This window comes from Nesterenkonia sp. K-15-9-6 (assembly GCF_052656005.1).
Map to the genome: position 1 here is coordinate 48257 of NZ_JBQYEY010000020.1, position 15122 is coordinate 63378.

At 67.6% G+C, this 15122-nt stretch carries 14 protein-coding genes; 12 read left to right on the forward strand and 2 right to left on the reverse strand.

The window, feature by feature from the left end:
- Positions 1–65 precede the first annotated feature (65 nt).
- Positions 66–665, forward strand: coding sequence for a hypothetical protein (locus SD455_RS12535; protein WP_445508304.1), 600 nt, complete (start codon positions 66–68; stop codon positions 663–665).
- A gap of 92 nt (positions 666–757) precedes the next feature.
- Positions 758–973 carry a hypothetical protein gene (locus tag SD455_RS12540; RefSeq protein ID WP_445508305.1) on the forward strand — a complete coding sequence of 72 codons (216 nt, stop codon included), beginning with the start codon at positions 758–760 and terminating at the stop codon, positions 971–973.
- Here the strand turns inward: SD455_RS12540 and SD455_RS12545 are convergent.
- Positions 970–1662, reverse strand: a complete 693-nt coding sequence (locus tag SD455_RS12545) for a hypothetical protein (RefSeq protein WP_445508306.1) — start codon at positions 1660–1662, stop codon at positions 970–972. The genes SD455_RS12540 and SD455_RS12545 overlap by 4 nt on opposite strands.
- An 86-nt stretch (positions 1663–1748) precedes the next feature.
- Between SD455_RS12545 and SD455_RS12550 the strand changes: the two genes are divergently transcribed.
- From SD455_RS12550 to SD455_RS12595, 10 genes are all read left to right on the forward strand, one after another.
- Positions 1749–5183, forward strand: coding sequence for a tape measure protein (locus SD455_RS12550; protein WP_445508307.1), 3435 nt, complete (start codon positions 1749–1751; stop codon positions 5181–5183).
- Entirely contained in the window at positions 5176–6141 is a 966-nt protein-coding gene (locus SD455_RS12555; RefSeq protein WP_445508308.1) for a hypothetical protein, read from the forward strand. The genes SD455_RS12550 and SD455_RS12555 overlap by 8 nt, the downstream gene beginning before the upstream one ends.
- A gap of 25 nt (positions 6142–6166) precedes the next feature.
- The gene (locus tag SD455_RS12560; protein WP_445508309.1) at positions 6167–8143 is read left to right on the forward strand and encodes a hypothetical protein; all 1977 of its coding nucleotides are present in this window, start codon (positions 6167–6169) and stop codon (positions 8141–8143) included.
- A 26-nt stretch (positions 8144–8169) separates the two neighbouring features.
- Positions 8170–11235 carry a hypothetical protein gene (locus tag SD455_RS12565; protein WP_445508310.1) on the forward strand — a complete coding sequence of 1022 codons (3066 nt, stop codon included), beginning with the start codon at positions 8170–8172 and terminating at the stop codon, positions 11233–11235.
- Positions 11236–11266: 31 nt separating this feature from the next.
- The gene (locus tag SD455_RS12570) at positions 11267–12007 is read left to right on the forward strand and encodes a hypothetical protein (protein ID WP_445508311.1); all 741 of its coding nucleotides are present in this window, start codon (positions 11267–11269) and stop codon (positions 12005–12007) included.
- The gene (locus SD455_RS12575; RefSeq protein WP_445508312.1) at positions 12004–12462 is read left to right on the forward strand and encodes a hypothetical protein; all 459 of its coding nucleotides are present in this window, start codon (positions 12004–12006) and stop codon (positions 12460–12462) included. The genes SD455_RS12570 and SD455_RS12575 overlap by 4 nt, the downstream gene beginning before the upstream one ends.
- A gap of 11 nt (positions 12463–12473) precedes the next feature.
- On the forward strand, positions 12474–12791 hold the full coding sequence (locus SD455_RS12580; protein WP_445508313.1) for a hypothetical protein: 318 nt from the start codon (positions 12474–12476) through the stop codon (positions 12789–12791).
- 69 nt (positions 12792–12860) lie between these two features.
- Positions 12861–13025 carry a hypothetical protein gene (locus SD455_RS12585; protein WP_445508314.1) on the forward strand — a complete coding sequence of 55 codons (165 nt, stop codon included), beginning with the start codon at positions 12861–12863 and terminating at the stop codon, positions 13023–13025.
- Positions 13018–14178, forward strand: coding sequence for a peptidoglycan recognition protein family protein (locus SD455_RS12590; RefSeq protein ID WP_445508315.1), 1161 nt, complete (start codon positions 13018–13020; stop codon positions 14176–14178). The genes SD455_RS12585 and SD455_RS12590 overlap by 8 nt, the downstream gene beginning before the upstream one ends.
- A gap of 14 nt (positions 14179–14192) precedes the next feature.
- Positions 14193–14420: a hypothetical protein gene (locus tag SD455_RS12595; RefSeq protein WP_445508316.1), complete on the forward strand. Its 228-nt coding sequence runs from the start codon at positions 14193–14195 to the stop codon at positions 14418–14420.
- A gap of 70 nt (positions 14421–14490) precedes the next feature.
- On the opposite strand, the gene SD455_RS12600 is transcribed toward SD455_RS12595, so the two are convergent.
- Entirely contained in the window at positions 14491–14838 is a 348-nt protein-coding gene (locus tag SD455_RS12600) for a hypothetical protein (protein WP_445508317.1), read from the reverse strand.
- Positions 14839–15122: the final 284 nt, after the last annotated feature.

Here is a 15122-nt window from a genome sequence, read left to right on the forward strand (position 1 = left end):
CTCGCTCCCGGCCACGGCCACCCCCACTCAGCCTGACACCAGCGACACCAGAGGAGCCTGACGCCATGACCGAGCAGAACACCCCCGACGAGACCACCACCCCTGACCCGGAGACCTTCGACTTCGAGTCCTGGCTCGCCACCGGCAAGACCGGCCGCGCCCGCGAGACCGTGATCATCTACAACGACCTCGACGCTGTCGCCGAGGCCACCGAGCTGCAGCGGGAACTCGCCAAGCTCTCCGACCAGCCCGACACCGGAGACGAAGACCTCGCCGTCGGTGAGAAATCCACTCTCACCGAACTGCAAGACCGGTGGGAGGCCGCCAAGGCACGCATGGACGCCGCCAAGGCCACCGTGGAGGTCACCGCTCTCTCGGACGCGGAGATCGAACGCATCCAGGCCGACTTCCAGCGGGAGCACGGGTCCAAGGTCGACCCGCTGAAGTCCCACGCCGGAACGTGCGCGTTCCTCGCCGCCGGAGGCACCATCAACGGGCGCCGGCTGACCGCGGAGCAGTGGGAGCAGCTGTCCGAGAAGATCGCAGGCGGCCAGTGGCTGCAGATCAAGCAGGCCCACATCGTGGCTCAGCAGTCGACCCCCAGGGTTGATAGCCCTTTCTCGCGGGCTGGTTCGCGTCTGAGTCCGGCGGTGCGGGCCGGCTGATCTGCGAGGCAGCCCAAGCGTGGGGCAGGTCCCCGTCAGACTTCGTCGCGAGGCAGGCTGACGGGGACGCCGCCACCCGGAACCGGATCACGATGCTGGCCTGGACCCTGTACCAGCGGGGCCTGTGCCCACACTGCGGCTACCCGCGGGAGGTCTGCCGGTCCCAGGAGCGGTTCGAGGCGCAGCGGGAGTACTGCTTCGCGAAGGCCGCAGTGGAGCAGGCCGAACGGGACTCACGCGGCAAAGACGGCGAGACAGAGCCGGGCCTGTTGCACGTGCCCGTCTACCAGGAGCCCGTGGAGATCTAATCCTGCGCGTGCTCAATCTGAATGTTGATTCCATTGTCAGGGTGATAAGTCCAGGAGGCGGAGAAGTCACCCCAAGAGGAATCCCTCGTGCCGTCCAGTGCCCGGGTCCTGGCAATGTCGTCTGCAACGTGCTGCGGCAGGTCGATCTCGTCGATTACACATTCGTAAATGTCGGCCGCTTCACGTCCTGCGGGGCTCGTGAATGACCCGCTCCCTTGCCGGTAGGCGCCTGAGATCGTCAGCACATCGTAGCTCGAGTCATACCGCATGTGGTCGCCTTCGTCGCACCACTCAAAGGCCACCTGCAACGGGCTGAGCAGGCCAGAAGCTTCATCCGGAGTGATTAGCTCGCCACCGAACGTCTCGTGTAGGTCGACAGCCTCGTCCTCATCTCGGGTAGCCAGCACCCAGGTGTCGGACCGGACATAGTAGCGCGGCTGGCGAGCATCGCCTCCCGCGATGATCTCAAGCTTCTCCTGGTCCCCTGCTTCTTCTTCTCCCCAGGAGAACACGCGGATCCCGCCGTCGCATGTGAGCGATGTCCCCTCCGACTCGAAGTAGTCGAAACCGTCCCTAGCTGAGCATGCATACCCCTCGTCCACGAGCGCGACGCGGAGGCTTCCTGCGCTCTCGTAATGTGCGTCCTTTTCTACGCCGCATCCTGCCGCAAGGAGCAGCGGTATCGCCATTAGCGGCGCAATTTTTCCCCTCATTGCCGTGCCTTTCCTAGCGCGAGTGAGTCGTCCACACAGCTTACCCAGGAGGTCTGACGCGTATGGCCAATCGTGATGTCACAGTTCGGCTAAGCGCGGAGATCTCCGGATACATCGGCCCCATGCAGCAGGCCCAGTCCGCCACCGACAGGGTGGCCGACAGTACCGAGCGGATGGAGGCCGCCACCCGGCGGGCCGGCCAGTCTGCCTCCACCGCCTCCCGCGGCACCCAGACGCTCGGCCAATCCGCCCAGACCGCGTCCGGGCAGGCACGCGACCTCGGCGACAGCATGGGGCAAGCCGGCCAGGCGATCGGCCAGGGCATCGACCTGTCCTCCGGGTTCTCCGGAGCGATGCTGTCCGTCGGGCAGGGCATGCTCGACGCCCGCAACCACACCGCAGACTTCCTCACCACCGCCGAAGGTCTCCGCTCCGAGTTCACCATGGTCGGTGGCGCCATGGCCGTCGTCGGTGGCGGGCTCACCGCCCTGATGACCAGCGTCATCAACACCGGCATCCAGTACAACACCCTGCAGCAGGTCGCCGGCCGAGCCATGGAGACCATGGCCGGATCCGCCGAGGCCGCCGCCGACCAGATGGACCGGCTCCACGAGTTCGCAGACACCTCACCATTCGCCCGAGACACCTGGATCCAGGCCCAGCAGCAGCTCATGGCCTTCGGCATGGAAGCCGAGCGGGTCGTCCCCACTCTCGAGGGCGTCGAGAACGCCGTGGCCGCCATCGGCGGCGGTGACGCCGAAATCATGCGCCTTGTCGACATCCTCGGCCAGATCGAAGGTCAGGGGCGCATCACCGGCCGGGAGCTGCAGCGCCTCGGCCAGATGGGCATCAACGCGGCCGACCTCATCGGCGACGCCATGGGCGTCTCCGGCAACGAGATCCGTGAACAGATCACCAACGGGGCCCTCGACGCGGAGACCGCCATCACCGCCCTGACCGACGGCATGATGTTGCGCTTCGACGGCGCGGCCGAAGGGCTCCGTGACACCATGACCGGCGCCCTGGACCGCATCAGGGCCCGCATCCGCGACCTGGGCGGCATCCTCGCCGCCCCGCTGGTCGACCCTGACGGGGGCGGGTTCCTCGTCGAGGCCATCAACATGGCCGCCGACTTCGGCTCCGCCCTGCTCGAACTCCCCGAGCCGCTCCTGCAGATCGCTGGGCTCGGCATCACCGCCGCCGGCGGCATCACCCTGGTGGGGTCCGCCATCATCATGGCGCTCCCCCACCTGCGCGCCTTCGCCTCCGCCGCGGCCGCTACCTGGACCGCCATCGGCAGCTTCGCCGGGAACATGGCGGGCATCGCGGGTGGCTTCCGCCGGATCGGCATCGCCGCGGGCATCGCCGGGGCCGGGCTGGGATCCATGATGATCATGGAGCAGATCTACCAGCACTTCCGGCCCGTGGCGCAGAGTGCAGCGTCCATGGAGCGGGAGCTCAACGCCCTGGCCCGCGCCGGCGACGACGTGGGTACCAGCTTCGGTGACGTGGGGCTGCAGGTGCAGGCCGTCAACGAACACGGCAGCATGCTCCCCAACTGGGTGGGCATGCTCGTCCCGCACATGCGTAGTGCCGCCATCGCCGCGGACCTGGCGGAGGAGAACCTCGCCAACATGGATGAGGCGCTGGCCAGCATCGCCTCCGGCGGGAACGCGATGCAGGCGGCTGAGCAGATGAGCGAGATGGCTCAGTCCATGCTGGAGGCCGGTGTCCCGCGGGACGAGATCATCGACCAGATGCCGCTGGCAGCTGAGGCCATCCGGGACTTCGCTGACAGTCTGGGTGTCACGCTGACCCCGGCGCAGGAAGCCGCGTGGCTGATCGACGGGATCGTTCCCCCGGCCATCGAGGCGGCGGAGGCTATGGACGGCGCCGCGGATGCGGCACGGAACCTGTCCCGTGACGCGTTCGACAGCCTGTCTGTGGCCGAGGTGTGGAACCAGATCGGTGAGGCTGCTCGCGAAGCGGCGGGCGGCATCTCACAGCTGATCGACGACATGAACGCCTACTCCGACATCGGCTCGGACGCCCGCCAGACCACGTATGACTGGCTCGACACTCTCGACCAAGCGAACGAGGTCCTCGCTGAGGGCGCCGTCAGCCTCGATGAGAACACGGACGCGGGGCGTGACAACCTACGGATGCTTGAGGACTTCCGCACTGGGTCCATGGATGCGGCGGCATCGGCAGCCGCAATGGATGGGTCGCTCGCTGACGTCCAGGGGCGTCTCGAAGAAGGAATCGGGAAGATCCAGGAGTTCGGGGAATCTGCTGGCATGTCCGCCGAGGACATCGAGGCACTCGTCAGGGAGATTTACGACATCCCGGAGCACTACGACATCGACCTCTGGGTGGAGAACCGAGCCAGCGAGATCCTCGAAGGCGTGCAGGCCGAGCTCCACGATCTTCCGGACGAGTGGGAGCTTTGGCTTAGCGCGCAGGACCAAGATGTCCAGGACACGCTGAATGCTCTCGTCGAGAACGATCACGAAGCAGTGGTTGACATCGTCGGTGACGACGCCCTGGCCCAGGATGTCATTGCTGCCTTCCAGGCGGGAGACTACGAGGCTGTCGCTCGCATCATGGGTGACGACAACGACGCCCAGCGTGTGGTTCACGACTTCACCACGGACGAGTACATCGCGGTGGCGGACATCAATGGCAACAGCGTGCCGGCCAACGAGGCCATGGCTGCGTTCCTCAACGGGGACTACGAGACCGTGGCGGAGATCTACGGCAACGACGCTGAGGCCCGGATGGTGATCGACCGTCTGATCTTCAGCGACTACGACACCACGGTGGACGTCAACGGCAATGTGTTCCCGGCTCAGAGCGCCATCGGCGAACTGACCGCCCGGGACTGGCAGACGATCATCCAGGCGACGGCGAACACTCGCAATGCTGAGTTCGCTCTGAACTGGGCTGCTCGTGCGCGTACGGCGACAGTTACCCTGCAGGCTCATACCGGTGGTGCGGCGAGCGCGATCGGTCGGGCCATGGCTGGCGGTGCGTCGGGGCGGCGAGCAAGTTCTGCTGACTTCGCTTCCGCGATGGCTCTGCCGGCGTTCTCCATTGGTGGTCGTCTCCCGTCCACGGGGCTGGGGACAGACAGCATCCTGGGGCTGTCCCGGTCTGGGACGCCGACCGCGTGGGTGGATGACCGGGAGTGGATCATCAACCGGCAGTCCAGCGACAAGTACGACAACTTGCTGCGGATGATCAATGCCGACCACCCCGCCATCCGCGGACTGTCCGGGTTCGCCTCTGGTGGCCGGCCCCGGGAGTTCGCCGCGTCTGCCGCACCCCCGCCTGTGGCCGCCATGGCCACCGCAGGTGGTGCTGGTGGGCGTCCGGTGAACTTCAACTTCCACACCGTCAACCCGATTGCGGAGCCGCAGTCAAGGACCGCCCAGCGGTCCATGGAGGCCATCGGCATGGGGTGGGCCCCAGACGAGATGGGAGGCGCACATGGGTGACATCACCTACACGCTGCAGGGGGTGGACCTCACTGACCAGCGGTGGGCGTCCACCCCAGTGCGGTCTCCCATCGGTCGCCGGGCCACGGGGGTGTGGGAGCTCAACAAGGGTACCGGCCTGTTGCCGTCGCTGCCGGGGTTCCGGGTGACCCGGTTCGAGAAGCCCGGCCAGCACGGCGAGACGCAGGCCCAGTTCGCCCCGGTTGCGGCCAACGGGCTACCCCTGGTGGTCCGATTCTGGGCGCTGGGCACGGACCCGGGTCGACCGGACTACCAGCAGGTGGGTTCCACCACGGACGTCCGGCTGCGGATGTTGCAGGAGAACATCTCGGAGTTCCTGTTCCGCACACAGATCGGGGCGGCCGGCTCCAAGGGGTACCTCGAGCTGGAGCGCCGCTACTCCCCCGACGGTGACCCGCAGACCGCCGTGGGCCGGATCGTCGGGTCCTCCGAGCCGGAGTACGGGGCCGACTACCTGTGGGCCGACTACACGCTGATCTTCAGCAACCCGTACGGCACCTGGACGGGCGAGCAGGTCACGGTCACCGAGGACATCACCACCACCTCGGAGACCGAGATCCAGGTGCCCATGGGCACCGCCCCCGTCTGGGATGCGGTCATCGCCGTCCGCGTCACCGGGGAAGGCGAGCGGCTGGAGGCGGGCACCCGGTTCACCAACGACACCGGGGTCGGTTTCGAGATCGCCCGGTGGACCGAGTCCTGGTGGATCTACGACATGGCCTCCCGCATGGCCTCACTGGCCGGCACCGCGTCATTCCCGAACTGGGGCGCCAACCTGAACGACGCCCAGATGGTCAGTGAACTCGGCCGCCCCCAGGGGTCGGCCCTGCTGATCAGCCCCGGTGTGGCCGGGGTGGGTGACCGTGTCGGCGCGGTCCGGGTGACCGCGACCGCGCCGTGTCAGGTGCGCATCCGCTACCGGCCCCGCTACTTCTGACCCCGCCTGAGAGGAGCCTGACGACGTGCCTCACACCGTGCCCCTGGCCTCCGAGAACGCGGACGTGCAGCCGGATCTGCAGCTGTGGCTGGGAGTCGCTGACTCCCCCGCGAACCAGTCTGCTCGGCAGATGATCCACGACGCCCACAACATCAGCGTGTCCTACGGGGACGGGTCTGACCACAACGGGCTGCGTTTCACTGTGTTCAAGGACTCCCCGCTGGTGGAGCAGCTGGCTGAGGATGGGTGGGACTGGGAGGTCATCGTCCGCTGGTGGGACCCCCGCCGCGGGAAGTGGCTCGAGCCGCCCAACAGCCGGTTCATCATCCTGGATTCCGACGAGGACATGGCTGACGAGTCCAACCGGATCACCTACACCTGTGTGGGCACCACCTGGCTGCTGGAGAAGGTGCGGGTCAGGGTGCGGGAGCAGTACAACGACGCCTGGCGGCTCAACCGGGACGTGGACCGAGCCCAGGAGGACTACAACACCGCCCAGTCCGACTACGAGTCGCTGGTCCGCCAGTTCGAGTCGCGTGCTCGCACGGTGCAGGAGGGCCACTGGCCGGACCTCTCCCACGGCCCCGTGTTCGCTGTGCGTGGGGTGACGTGGACTCACCGGCAGGGGCGCGCCCGGTGGCGGTCGATCGTCTCCGATGTGCAGCGGGGAGGCTCCCTGTGGTGGCTGTCCTTCGACCGGGGGAAGTTCGTCCGGCTGTCCATGGATACCGGCACCACGGCGGTGCAGAACGCGAAGGCCGACATGGTGGACCTGGGGCCGCAGGTGCGTGCGGCACGGGTCGCCAGGGACCGGGCTCGCTCCGCCCTGGCTGCAGCCGAACGCGCCGCCCGCGAGTCGAGCCGCAACGGAACCAGGTTCTTCTACAACCGGACGCCCGGCCGACTGCTGTCGATGCTGTGGATCGAGGCCTGCGACCGCGACGCCGGCCACGTCAACCACGGGGAGACCACCCCCGGTTGGCCCGACTCCCCGTACCCGCGGCGCACCCGGATCCTCAAGGGCATCTACCGGGGGTGGACCACCACCCGGGACTCCAAGAACCGGCTCTGGACGGGGACGACCCCGCGCCGGAACTGGGAGCTGCGCCTGGGTCAGACCTACTGGTCGGTGATCCAGGACTTCCGGCAGCGCGGAATCCTCGACTGGCGCATGGGCGGCCCCGTCGACGGCGGGGGCGGCCGCACCCTGCAGCTGGTGCCTCACGGGGACCTGGTCGTGGACCAGACCCGCCGTGTGGGTCTCCGGCTGGGCACCGAGGTGATCGAGGCGCCGCAGAAGGTCTCCCAGCGGGACCACCAGACGGTGACCTTCGTGCTGACCTCGCAGGGCCTGAATAGGTACACGTTCTGGGGCCGGGATAACCCGGAGCAGCAGACCCCGTGGGGGCTGTGGGAGGGCTCCATGAACGAGGCGGAGGCCACCGACCTGCAGCAGGCCCTCGACCTGACCGCAGAGGAGCGCAGGGAGCGCGCCAACCGGTACACGATCGACGCCTCACGGCGGGTGCACATCCACCCGGCGGGCCCGTTGCCGATGCTCGACTACGAGCCCCACCACATGGTCACGGTTTACGACCACGACGGAGACCACCCCCGGCAGGTGTCCCAGATCATCGTGGAGAAACCCGGCGGCGAAGCGCCCATGACCGCCACCATCCGGCTGGGCACCCGACGCACCTCCGAGATGATCTCCTACGCCCGCACCGTGAATCGGATGCTCGGCGAGGCTGACGCCATCCAGGGGCACATCCCCATCGACCCGGCCCTGGCCCCGTCCGAGGTGCCACAGGGCGCCCTCTCCGCCCCGGAGATCACCAGCATGGGCGCGAACGTGCGCTTCAACGAGGAGGGCCGCCCGAGGGTGGTCGTCTCTGCTGCGGTGTCTGCCGCCGAGGTGCCGGAGCCGGAGGACGCGGAGCTTTTCGACGAGGCCGAGGACGTCGACGACTGGCTCGACGACGAGGAATACGACGGCGACTGAGCCAGACAGAGGAAGGGGCCCCGCGCATGAGTGTGGCGATGCTGGACCCGGTGGACCAGTGGTCCGAGGTCGACGAGGACTATGTCGACTTCCCCGTGATGGACGACGACACCGATGTGGACGAGGACGAGGACCTCACGGCGGAGGAAGAGTCCATCCCGGAGGACACCACCCCGGCACGCCTGTTCTGGGCGTCCTACGAGCTGTGGGGCCGCAACCTCGACGCTGGCACCCCCTGGGACCGTCTGGCGGTGGAGGACTTTGAGGGTGAGCTCTCCGTCGAGGTCGAGGGCCTGACCGCCGGGGCGTCCTGGGAGTTCCGGATCCGGCTGATCGACAGCAACGGCAGGTACTCCCCGTATTCGGAGCCGCTGCAGATCAGCCTGCCGGTGGACTTCACCCCGCCCCCGGCGCCGACCGCACCTTTCGTGGCGGAGAACATGGGGTACGTCACCTACGGGTGGACCGGGGAGCTGCAGGGCGACATCCCGGAGGACATGTCCCACACGGTGGCCTACGGACGGCAGATGCACCCGGCCGGTGACCCGGAGGGTGACCCGGGTGACCCGTTCAGGCTCGGCCGCTTCACGGGCGAGGGCTACACCTCGACCGGGCAGCTGGAGCACGACGTCGAGCACGAGATCTGGCTGACCGCCGTGGACACCACCGGCAATGAGTCCCCCTGGTCGCCCCAAGTGTCGGTGACGCCGTCGCGGCCCGTGGATGCTGAGGCGTTCCGTGAGGAGCTGGACGAGGCACGGGACCGTCTGGACCAGGCGGAGGCGGACTACGCGCAGGTGCGGCAGGACCTCGACGACGGTCTCGCCGACCTCAACGACGTGAAGCTGCCTGCTTTGGAGGCGGAGCTGGCTGACGCCCAGCAGGCTGTCACCGACGCCCAGACGCGCCTGGATGCGGCGGAGCAGGCTGTCGCGGACTCACAGGCGGGCCTCGACGACCTGCGCGACAACCGGATCCCCGGGCTCGAGCAGGAGATTCAGGATGGCTTGGTCGGGCTGGACGCCGAACTTCGCGATGAAATAACGAACGCCGCCGGGAACCGGATTCTGCGTGGGGTGAACTCCACGCCGCCAGAGCCAGAGAACCTCACCGACGGGGACAGGTACGAGCAGTGGACCTCCCTGCAGGCGGGGGGCCGACTCGTCGGCACCTGGCGCCGTGAGGACGGCATATGGAGGGAGGACGTGCTCGACCCGCAGTACGTGCCTCTGCTCGCCGCCGGACACATCACGAGCGGCACATTTGACGGTGACCGCATCGCAGCACGGGCGATCAGTACGAAGCACCTCCGAATCCAGGACAACACAAATCTGTGGGCGGACTCCGCCCTGTTTGACTCCAACGCTGACCCGAACGGTGGCATCTTCACCCCGCGTGTCGTCGGAGGAGACCAGACGACCCACAACCAGAACAGCCCGAACCTACCCGGGACGCGGGCTATGTCAATCCGACCCCGGCCAGGCGGTGACTGGGAGTTCCTGGACCCGGACGCCGGGTGGGTGGAGCACCAACCGGGCGACAAGTACCGGTTCATGTGCATCACCCGACTCAACGGCACTGGCGGGCTTCGTACCCAGGCAGGCGCGATCGGCGTGGAGTGGCGCATCGGCACGGACGTGCAGGATGTCCACTACACGCGTGTCATGGACTGGGAGAGCGACCCGGACCTAGTGGACGGGTCCATGGGTTCGTGGCGCTGGATGGATCACATTATCGATGACATCCCCTCCTCTGCTACGTCTTTCCGGATCCTGGTGTCTGGTCACAGCTCGCCGGAGGCTGACGGTGTGATCAGCTGGGTCCAGTTCGGTGGCATCGAGATTCGCCGAATGAACGCGGCTAGACTCATCGTGGATGGCTCCATCCTGGCACGCCACATCATGGCCGAGTCCGTCGCCGCCGCGGTGGCGGAGTTCCTCGAGCTCCACGCGGACCAGATCACAGCCGGGACCATCGACACGGCGCGGCTGAACGTCAGCGACTTGGCGGCGCAGATCGCGACGGTGATCGAGCTGAACGCGGACAGGATCACCACCGGGCAGCTCGGCGCCGACCGGATCAGCGTGCAGTCGCTGTTCGCTGACTCCGCGTTCCTGAACGAGCTGGCCGCCGAGGTCGTCAATGCCATCGACATCACCGCGGAGACAGCTTTCATCCGTGGCGAGCTGCTGGTCAACGGGGCCGTGACCGCGGAGAAGATCACCGTCACCGAGCAGCTGACCGCCGAGATCGCGAACTTCCTCGAAGTCAACGCCGACCACCTCGCCGCCAACGCCATCGACGGCATGGAGATCACCGGCGCCACGTTCCGCACCGCCACCAACCTGGCCGGATCCACCAGCCCAGGCGGTGTCATCATCGACTCTGACGCGTCCCGAGGGAACATCAGGGTTTACGCGGCCGGAGGCGATCAGGTCGCCGCCATCGGCGGGGACGAGAACTGGTTCAACGGCACACTGGAAGCCCGCCAGGGCGACCAGTACGTCAGGATCACCCCCGACGACTCTGTCATGGCCCGCCCCGGCATCCTCTTCCACACCACCGACCAGTCCTACGTGCAGCCGCAGCTGTTCGTCACCACCAGCAGTGAGGAGTCCTACGGGGCCGGGTCCTTCGTCATGACCGGCCGCGAGTGGGACACCAACGAGACCGGACGCTCCGACCTGGTCCTCTACGACGGCGGGGACTTCGCGCTGCGCCAGAACTGGGGGCCCAACGACAACGTCGGCTTCTACAAGCAGGGCGAGTACCTCAACATGATGGGCCGGATCCTGCCCGACCAGGGGTCCACCGACATGATCGTCCAAGGGTCCATCGGTGACTTCACCCTCGACGAGCACCAGGCCACACGCGGCCAGCACACCTTCGGCGAGCCATCCCAGTCAGGCACCAGGCGGCCGATCCTCTCCGCCCACGTCGGCAACTCGGCGTGGGGGTACGACAACTGGCGGACCGCCCAGGTCTCATCGGCTGGACTCTCATCGTCCGGTTTCCGGTGGATCCTCGCCGCCCACCCGGACAACGGGGGGACCGTGCAGTGCTGGGTGTACTACATCGCCATCTGGCGCTGACTGGCGCTGAGCAGAAAGGACACGGCACACCATGGACATCACCAGCACCCGAGACGGGGACGGGCGGCCCATCATCCGGGCATCCTGGGTCGCCGACGACGGGGTCCAAGAAGTCCACACCATCGACTTGGGCGCGTTCGCCTCCTGGTCCGAACTGCTGGGCTACACCGACGCGGTCGACGTCCTGGAGGCCATCCTCGAGGTCAGTGTCCGGGGCGGCGAGCCCGAGTCGGACCCGGAGACCGCGGAGAACGTGTGGACCGCCCCGTACACGATGCTGCGGCACCGGGAACGGGCCCGGGAGGCGGAAGCCGCCCAGGCCATCAAGGAGGGGAGACGGGACGACCCCCGCTCCCCCAAGCTCCGCGGGGCGATCGCCGCCCGGGCCGCAGTCATGGAGCCGGTCGGCGCCACATCGGAGGCGCGGTCTGCTCTCGCACAAGCCCGGGCCCACTCCCGGGAGAGGATGCGGCTGCCCTGCCCTCGGAAGACCAGCATCAGCACCCGGCCTCAGCCGCTCACCACCGAGGCCGAGCCGCAGGCCGACACCGAACAGGGAGAGGCGCCGATCCTCACCCCGGAAGACAGAGCCAAAGCCCGGGAGGTGCTGGCACCGCTGCTGGATGAGATCACACGCCGCAAGGCCGCGTTCCTCCACCGGCTCACCCCATGGAAGGACGACCCCCTCGGGGACGTGCCACCGAGGAAGCCAGCCCGGGACCCGAAGGACGCGGCCACGATCTTCGACCGCTACCGGCAGGAGGCCGGATGATGACCACCACACCCCCAGAGATCCCGACCCCACGGTCGATCTGGCGCCGAGCCTGGGACGTCATCGAGGAACCCAAAGCCGTCACCCTCGTCCAAGCCCTGGTCGTCTACTGCGCCGCCCTGACCGGCGGGGTCCTCACCCTGGTGTGGCCGCCGACCACCACCAGCGTGATCCTCGGCGACGGCATCGTCACCGCCATCGCCATCCTGCTCATCACCGGCGGCACCATCGGATCAGCCACCGCCATCACCGGCTGGTGGTGGGTCGAACGCCCACTCGGCATCGGGGCGCTGATCCTCGCCCTGCTGCTCTACCTGTGGTCCGTCATCGAGGCGCAATGGCTCTCCGACAGTGGCCACCGGTGGCTGCAGATGACCTGCATCATGATCGCCATCGGCGGGCTCACCGCCAGGTGGTTGAGGATCCGGCGAGCGAACTACGACCCCGTCGCATAGGAGGGACACCCATGGGGGACGCAAACATCTGGGTGTACCTCCTCGGCGGCGGCGGCCTCGCCGGCATCCTGGTGGCCTTCATCAAGGGCGCCTGGGACTGGGCCCGGGGCCGCCACGAGCGTGAGCACGCCGCAGCCAGGGACCGCCGCGACACGATCACCCTGCTCAAGTCCGAGGTCAGGGACGCCGAGCACATCGCCCGGGACGCTTCGGAGGCTGCTCACCGGTGGCGGGAGCACGCCCACGACGTGCGCCTGTACTGCATGACCCAGCATCAGACCGCCAGCCGGGATCTCCCGCGCTGGCCGGACTGTCCACGCGACAACTGACCCACCACCACCACACACCAGCCCCCCGCCAGACGACGGGGGGCTTTCTCATGCCACAGGGAGGCACCCATGGGAGCGAAGACCATCGACTCGGATGTCGAGGTCACCTACGACCCCGACATCAAGGAGAAGCAGGCCGGCGCGGAGCCGACCCCGGAGAACGCCCTGACCCCGGAGGCGGTCGCGGAGATCGAGGCGGCCGAGCAGGAGCGGGAGGTTGTCCCCGGTGAGTGAGATCATCAGTCGCGCCCGGTGGGGCGCACGCCACCGCAACGGCGTCGGCACGCGCACCGTGGGCCGCTTGGAGAAGTACTTCCACCACAGCGTTACCTCGCAGCTTCCGGAGTCCGCGAGCTTCGCCCAGGACGCCGCCGCCGTGCGCACCGTCGAGACCATCGGCGAGCAGCGCTTCGGCGCCGGCATCAGCTACAGCTTCCTCATCACCCCCTCAGGCAGGATCTTCGAGGGCGCCTCGGTCGACCGGGTCAGCTACCACTCCGGGTCCGGCCGTAACTCCCGCGGCGTCGGGATCTGCCTGGTCGGGAACTACGAGGACAACCGGCTCGGCACCCGCGCCCGTGACGCGGTCGTGTGGCTGCTCCAGGAGGGTGTTCGCCGCGGCTGGTGGGGCGACCCAGCCCTGACCGAGATGCACCGAGACTTCCGCGGCACCGCATGCCCCGGCAAGAACGCGGCGGCGGCCTTCGACGAGATCAACCGGCGCGGCCGAGGCCAGCCCGTCACGACCGGTTCGGGATCTTCCGGCTCTGCTGGGTCCGGCAGTACGACCGCCGGCGGGAGCACCAACAGCGGCACCACCCGCACAGGTGACTTCCTCGTCGGCACCGCCCGTGTCCCCGTCCACCCGGCCGCCACCCGGGACCGTGACCCCATCGGCCACGTGGGTGCCGGTCACGCGATCCGCCGCGACCCCGACCGGGACACCCTCGGCTGGTATGGCGTCGGATCCGGCTGGTTCGTGCACAAGTCCGAGACTGAGCCCACCAGCGCTGATGAGTCCGCCGGCCTCTACGTCGGTCAGTGGCCCGGCCGGGCCCTGCCCGGACGCGACGCCCACACGTGGGAGTCGCACTTCGCATGGGTCGAGTTGCTGGCCCGTGTCGGCTACGCCGACGAGTCGCTGACCGTGGCGCTGCAGAAGTGGCTGGCGGACCTCGGAGAGGACGTCGGCCCCGCCGATGGCGTCCCTGGACCCCGGACGGTCCGCGCCCTGCAGTCCGCGCTCCGCAAGCGCAAGCACTACGACGGGCTCATCGACGGCAAGCGACAGCGGCTCACCATCCGCGGCGAGCTCTCATACCTCAACTCCCAGCGCTCACACCTGGGCTCCTGGTGGCCCCAGCACGCCCGAGCACCCCGACTCTGAAAGGACACACACTCATGCCCGAGATCAAGGAGACCCCGGACAGGGGCATCAAGTCCGACAACGTCCGCCAGGCGGTCTACATCGCCCTCGCCGCCGGCCTGGCGATCCTGACGGTGTTCGACGTGATCACCGAGGACGTGGCCGAGCAGATCGAGTCCATCGTCCTGCAGGTCGCCGCCCTGGCTGGGTTCTCGCTGGCCGCAGCCAACAAACCCAAGCGGCTCGACCAGCCCGGCCAGTAGACCGGCCTCACACAGAAGCGCCCCGTCTCCCTCATGGGAGGCGGGGCGCATCGCTGTGTCTTGGGGGGTGTCAGGCGACCGTCAACGACTTTGCTCCGTCGACGGGCTTGATCAGCACCCCGTGCGCCGGGGGCATGTCATCGGAACCGCGGAGGTGGTCGCCGATCATTCCGATAGCTTCCTTCAGAAGCGCGTCCGCATCCTTCACTGCATCCACGTACTCCGACTCGTGACCCAGTGTGATGGTCACACCGATAGTCCCCTGACCAAGGTCAGTGAACACTGCACTGTCCAGCAGCTCTGGATGACCCTCTTCTAGCTCCATGAGGGCATCAGCCAGGGCATCTGACCGTTCCTCCACGCTCTCCCGCGGTGCATCAACGAGGGTGAACACGCGAGTGTGCTCCAGCATATTCATGGCCTATCCCTCCCACGGGTAGCAGGGCTGTCTGTACAGCCACTTGAGTGCATTCTTAGCATAGTTCGGGTTGCTGGGAGTGAGGTGAATCATACGTTGGTGATCACCGCAAGGACATCGAACCTTGTAGTACTTCCGCGCACGCTTGATGGTCCAAGACGCCTCGTGGTACTCACCCAGGAGCGCTTCCATATCCTTCTCCGGGTGCCTAGGGCATGTCTGACAAATGTGCGGTCCAGGCGATCACCGCGTTGAGGACGACAGCAGCGCGATAGGTCAGCGCG

What these genes read in the sequence shown, in the direction of transcription:
- SD455_RS12540 (WP_445508305.1), top strand. Translation starts at nt 758, where the DNA reads ATGCTGGCCTGGACCCTGTACCAGCGGGGCCTGTGCCCACACTGCGGC.
- SD455_RS12550 (WP_445508307.1), top strand. Translation starts at nt 1,749, where the DNA reads ATGGCCAATCGTGATGTCACAGTTCGGCTAAGCGCGGAGATCTCCGGA.
- SD455_RS12595 (WP_445508316.1), top strand. Translation starts at nt 14,193, where the DNA reads ATGCCCGAGATCAAGGAGACCCCGGACAGGGGCATCAAGTCCGACAAC.
- SD455_RS12555 (WP_445508308.1), top strand. Translation starts at nt 5,176, where the DNA reads ATGGGTGACATCACCTACACGCTGCAGGGGGTGGACCTCACTGACCAG.
- SD455_RS12565 (WP_445508310.1), top strand. Translation starts at nt 8,170, where the DNA reads ATGAGTGTGGCGATGCTGGACCCGGTGGACCAGTGGTCCGAGGTCGAC.
- SD455_RS12535 (WP_445508304.1), top strand. Translation starts at nt 66, where the DNA reads ATGACCGAGCAGAACACCCCCGACGAGACCACCACCCCTGACCCGGAG.
- SD455_RS12570 (WP_445508311.1), top strand. Translation starts at nt 11,267, where the DNA reads ATGGACATCACCAGCACCCGAGACGGGGACGGGCGGCCCATCATCCGG.
- SD455_RS12600 (WP_445508317.1), bottom strand. Translation starts at nt 14,838, where the DNA reads ATGAATATGCTGGAGCACACTCGCGTGTTCACCCTCGTTGATGCACCG.
- SD455_RS12575 (WP_445508312.1), top strand. Translation starts at nt 12,004, where the DNA reads ATGATGACCACCACACCCCCAGAGATCCCGACCCCACGGTCGATCTGG.
- SD455_RS12580 (WP_445508313.1), top strand. Translation starts at nt 12,474, where the DNA reads ATGGGGGACGCAAACATCTGGGTGTACCTCCTCGGCGGCGGCGGCCTC.
- SD455_RS12545 (WP_445508306.1), bottom strand. Translation starts at nt 1,662, where the DNA reads ATGGCGATACCGCTGCTCCTTGCGGCAGGATGCGGCGTAGAAAAGGAC.
- SD455_RS12585 (WP_445508314.1), top strand. Translation starts at nt 12,861, where the DNA reads ATGGGAGCGAAGACCATCGACTCGGATGTCGAGGTCACCTACGACCCC.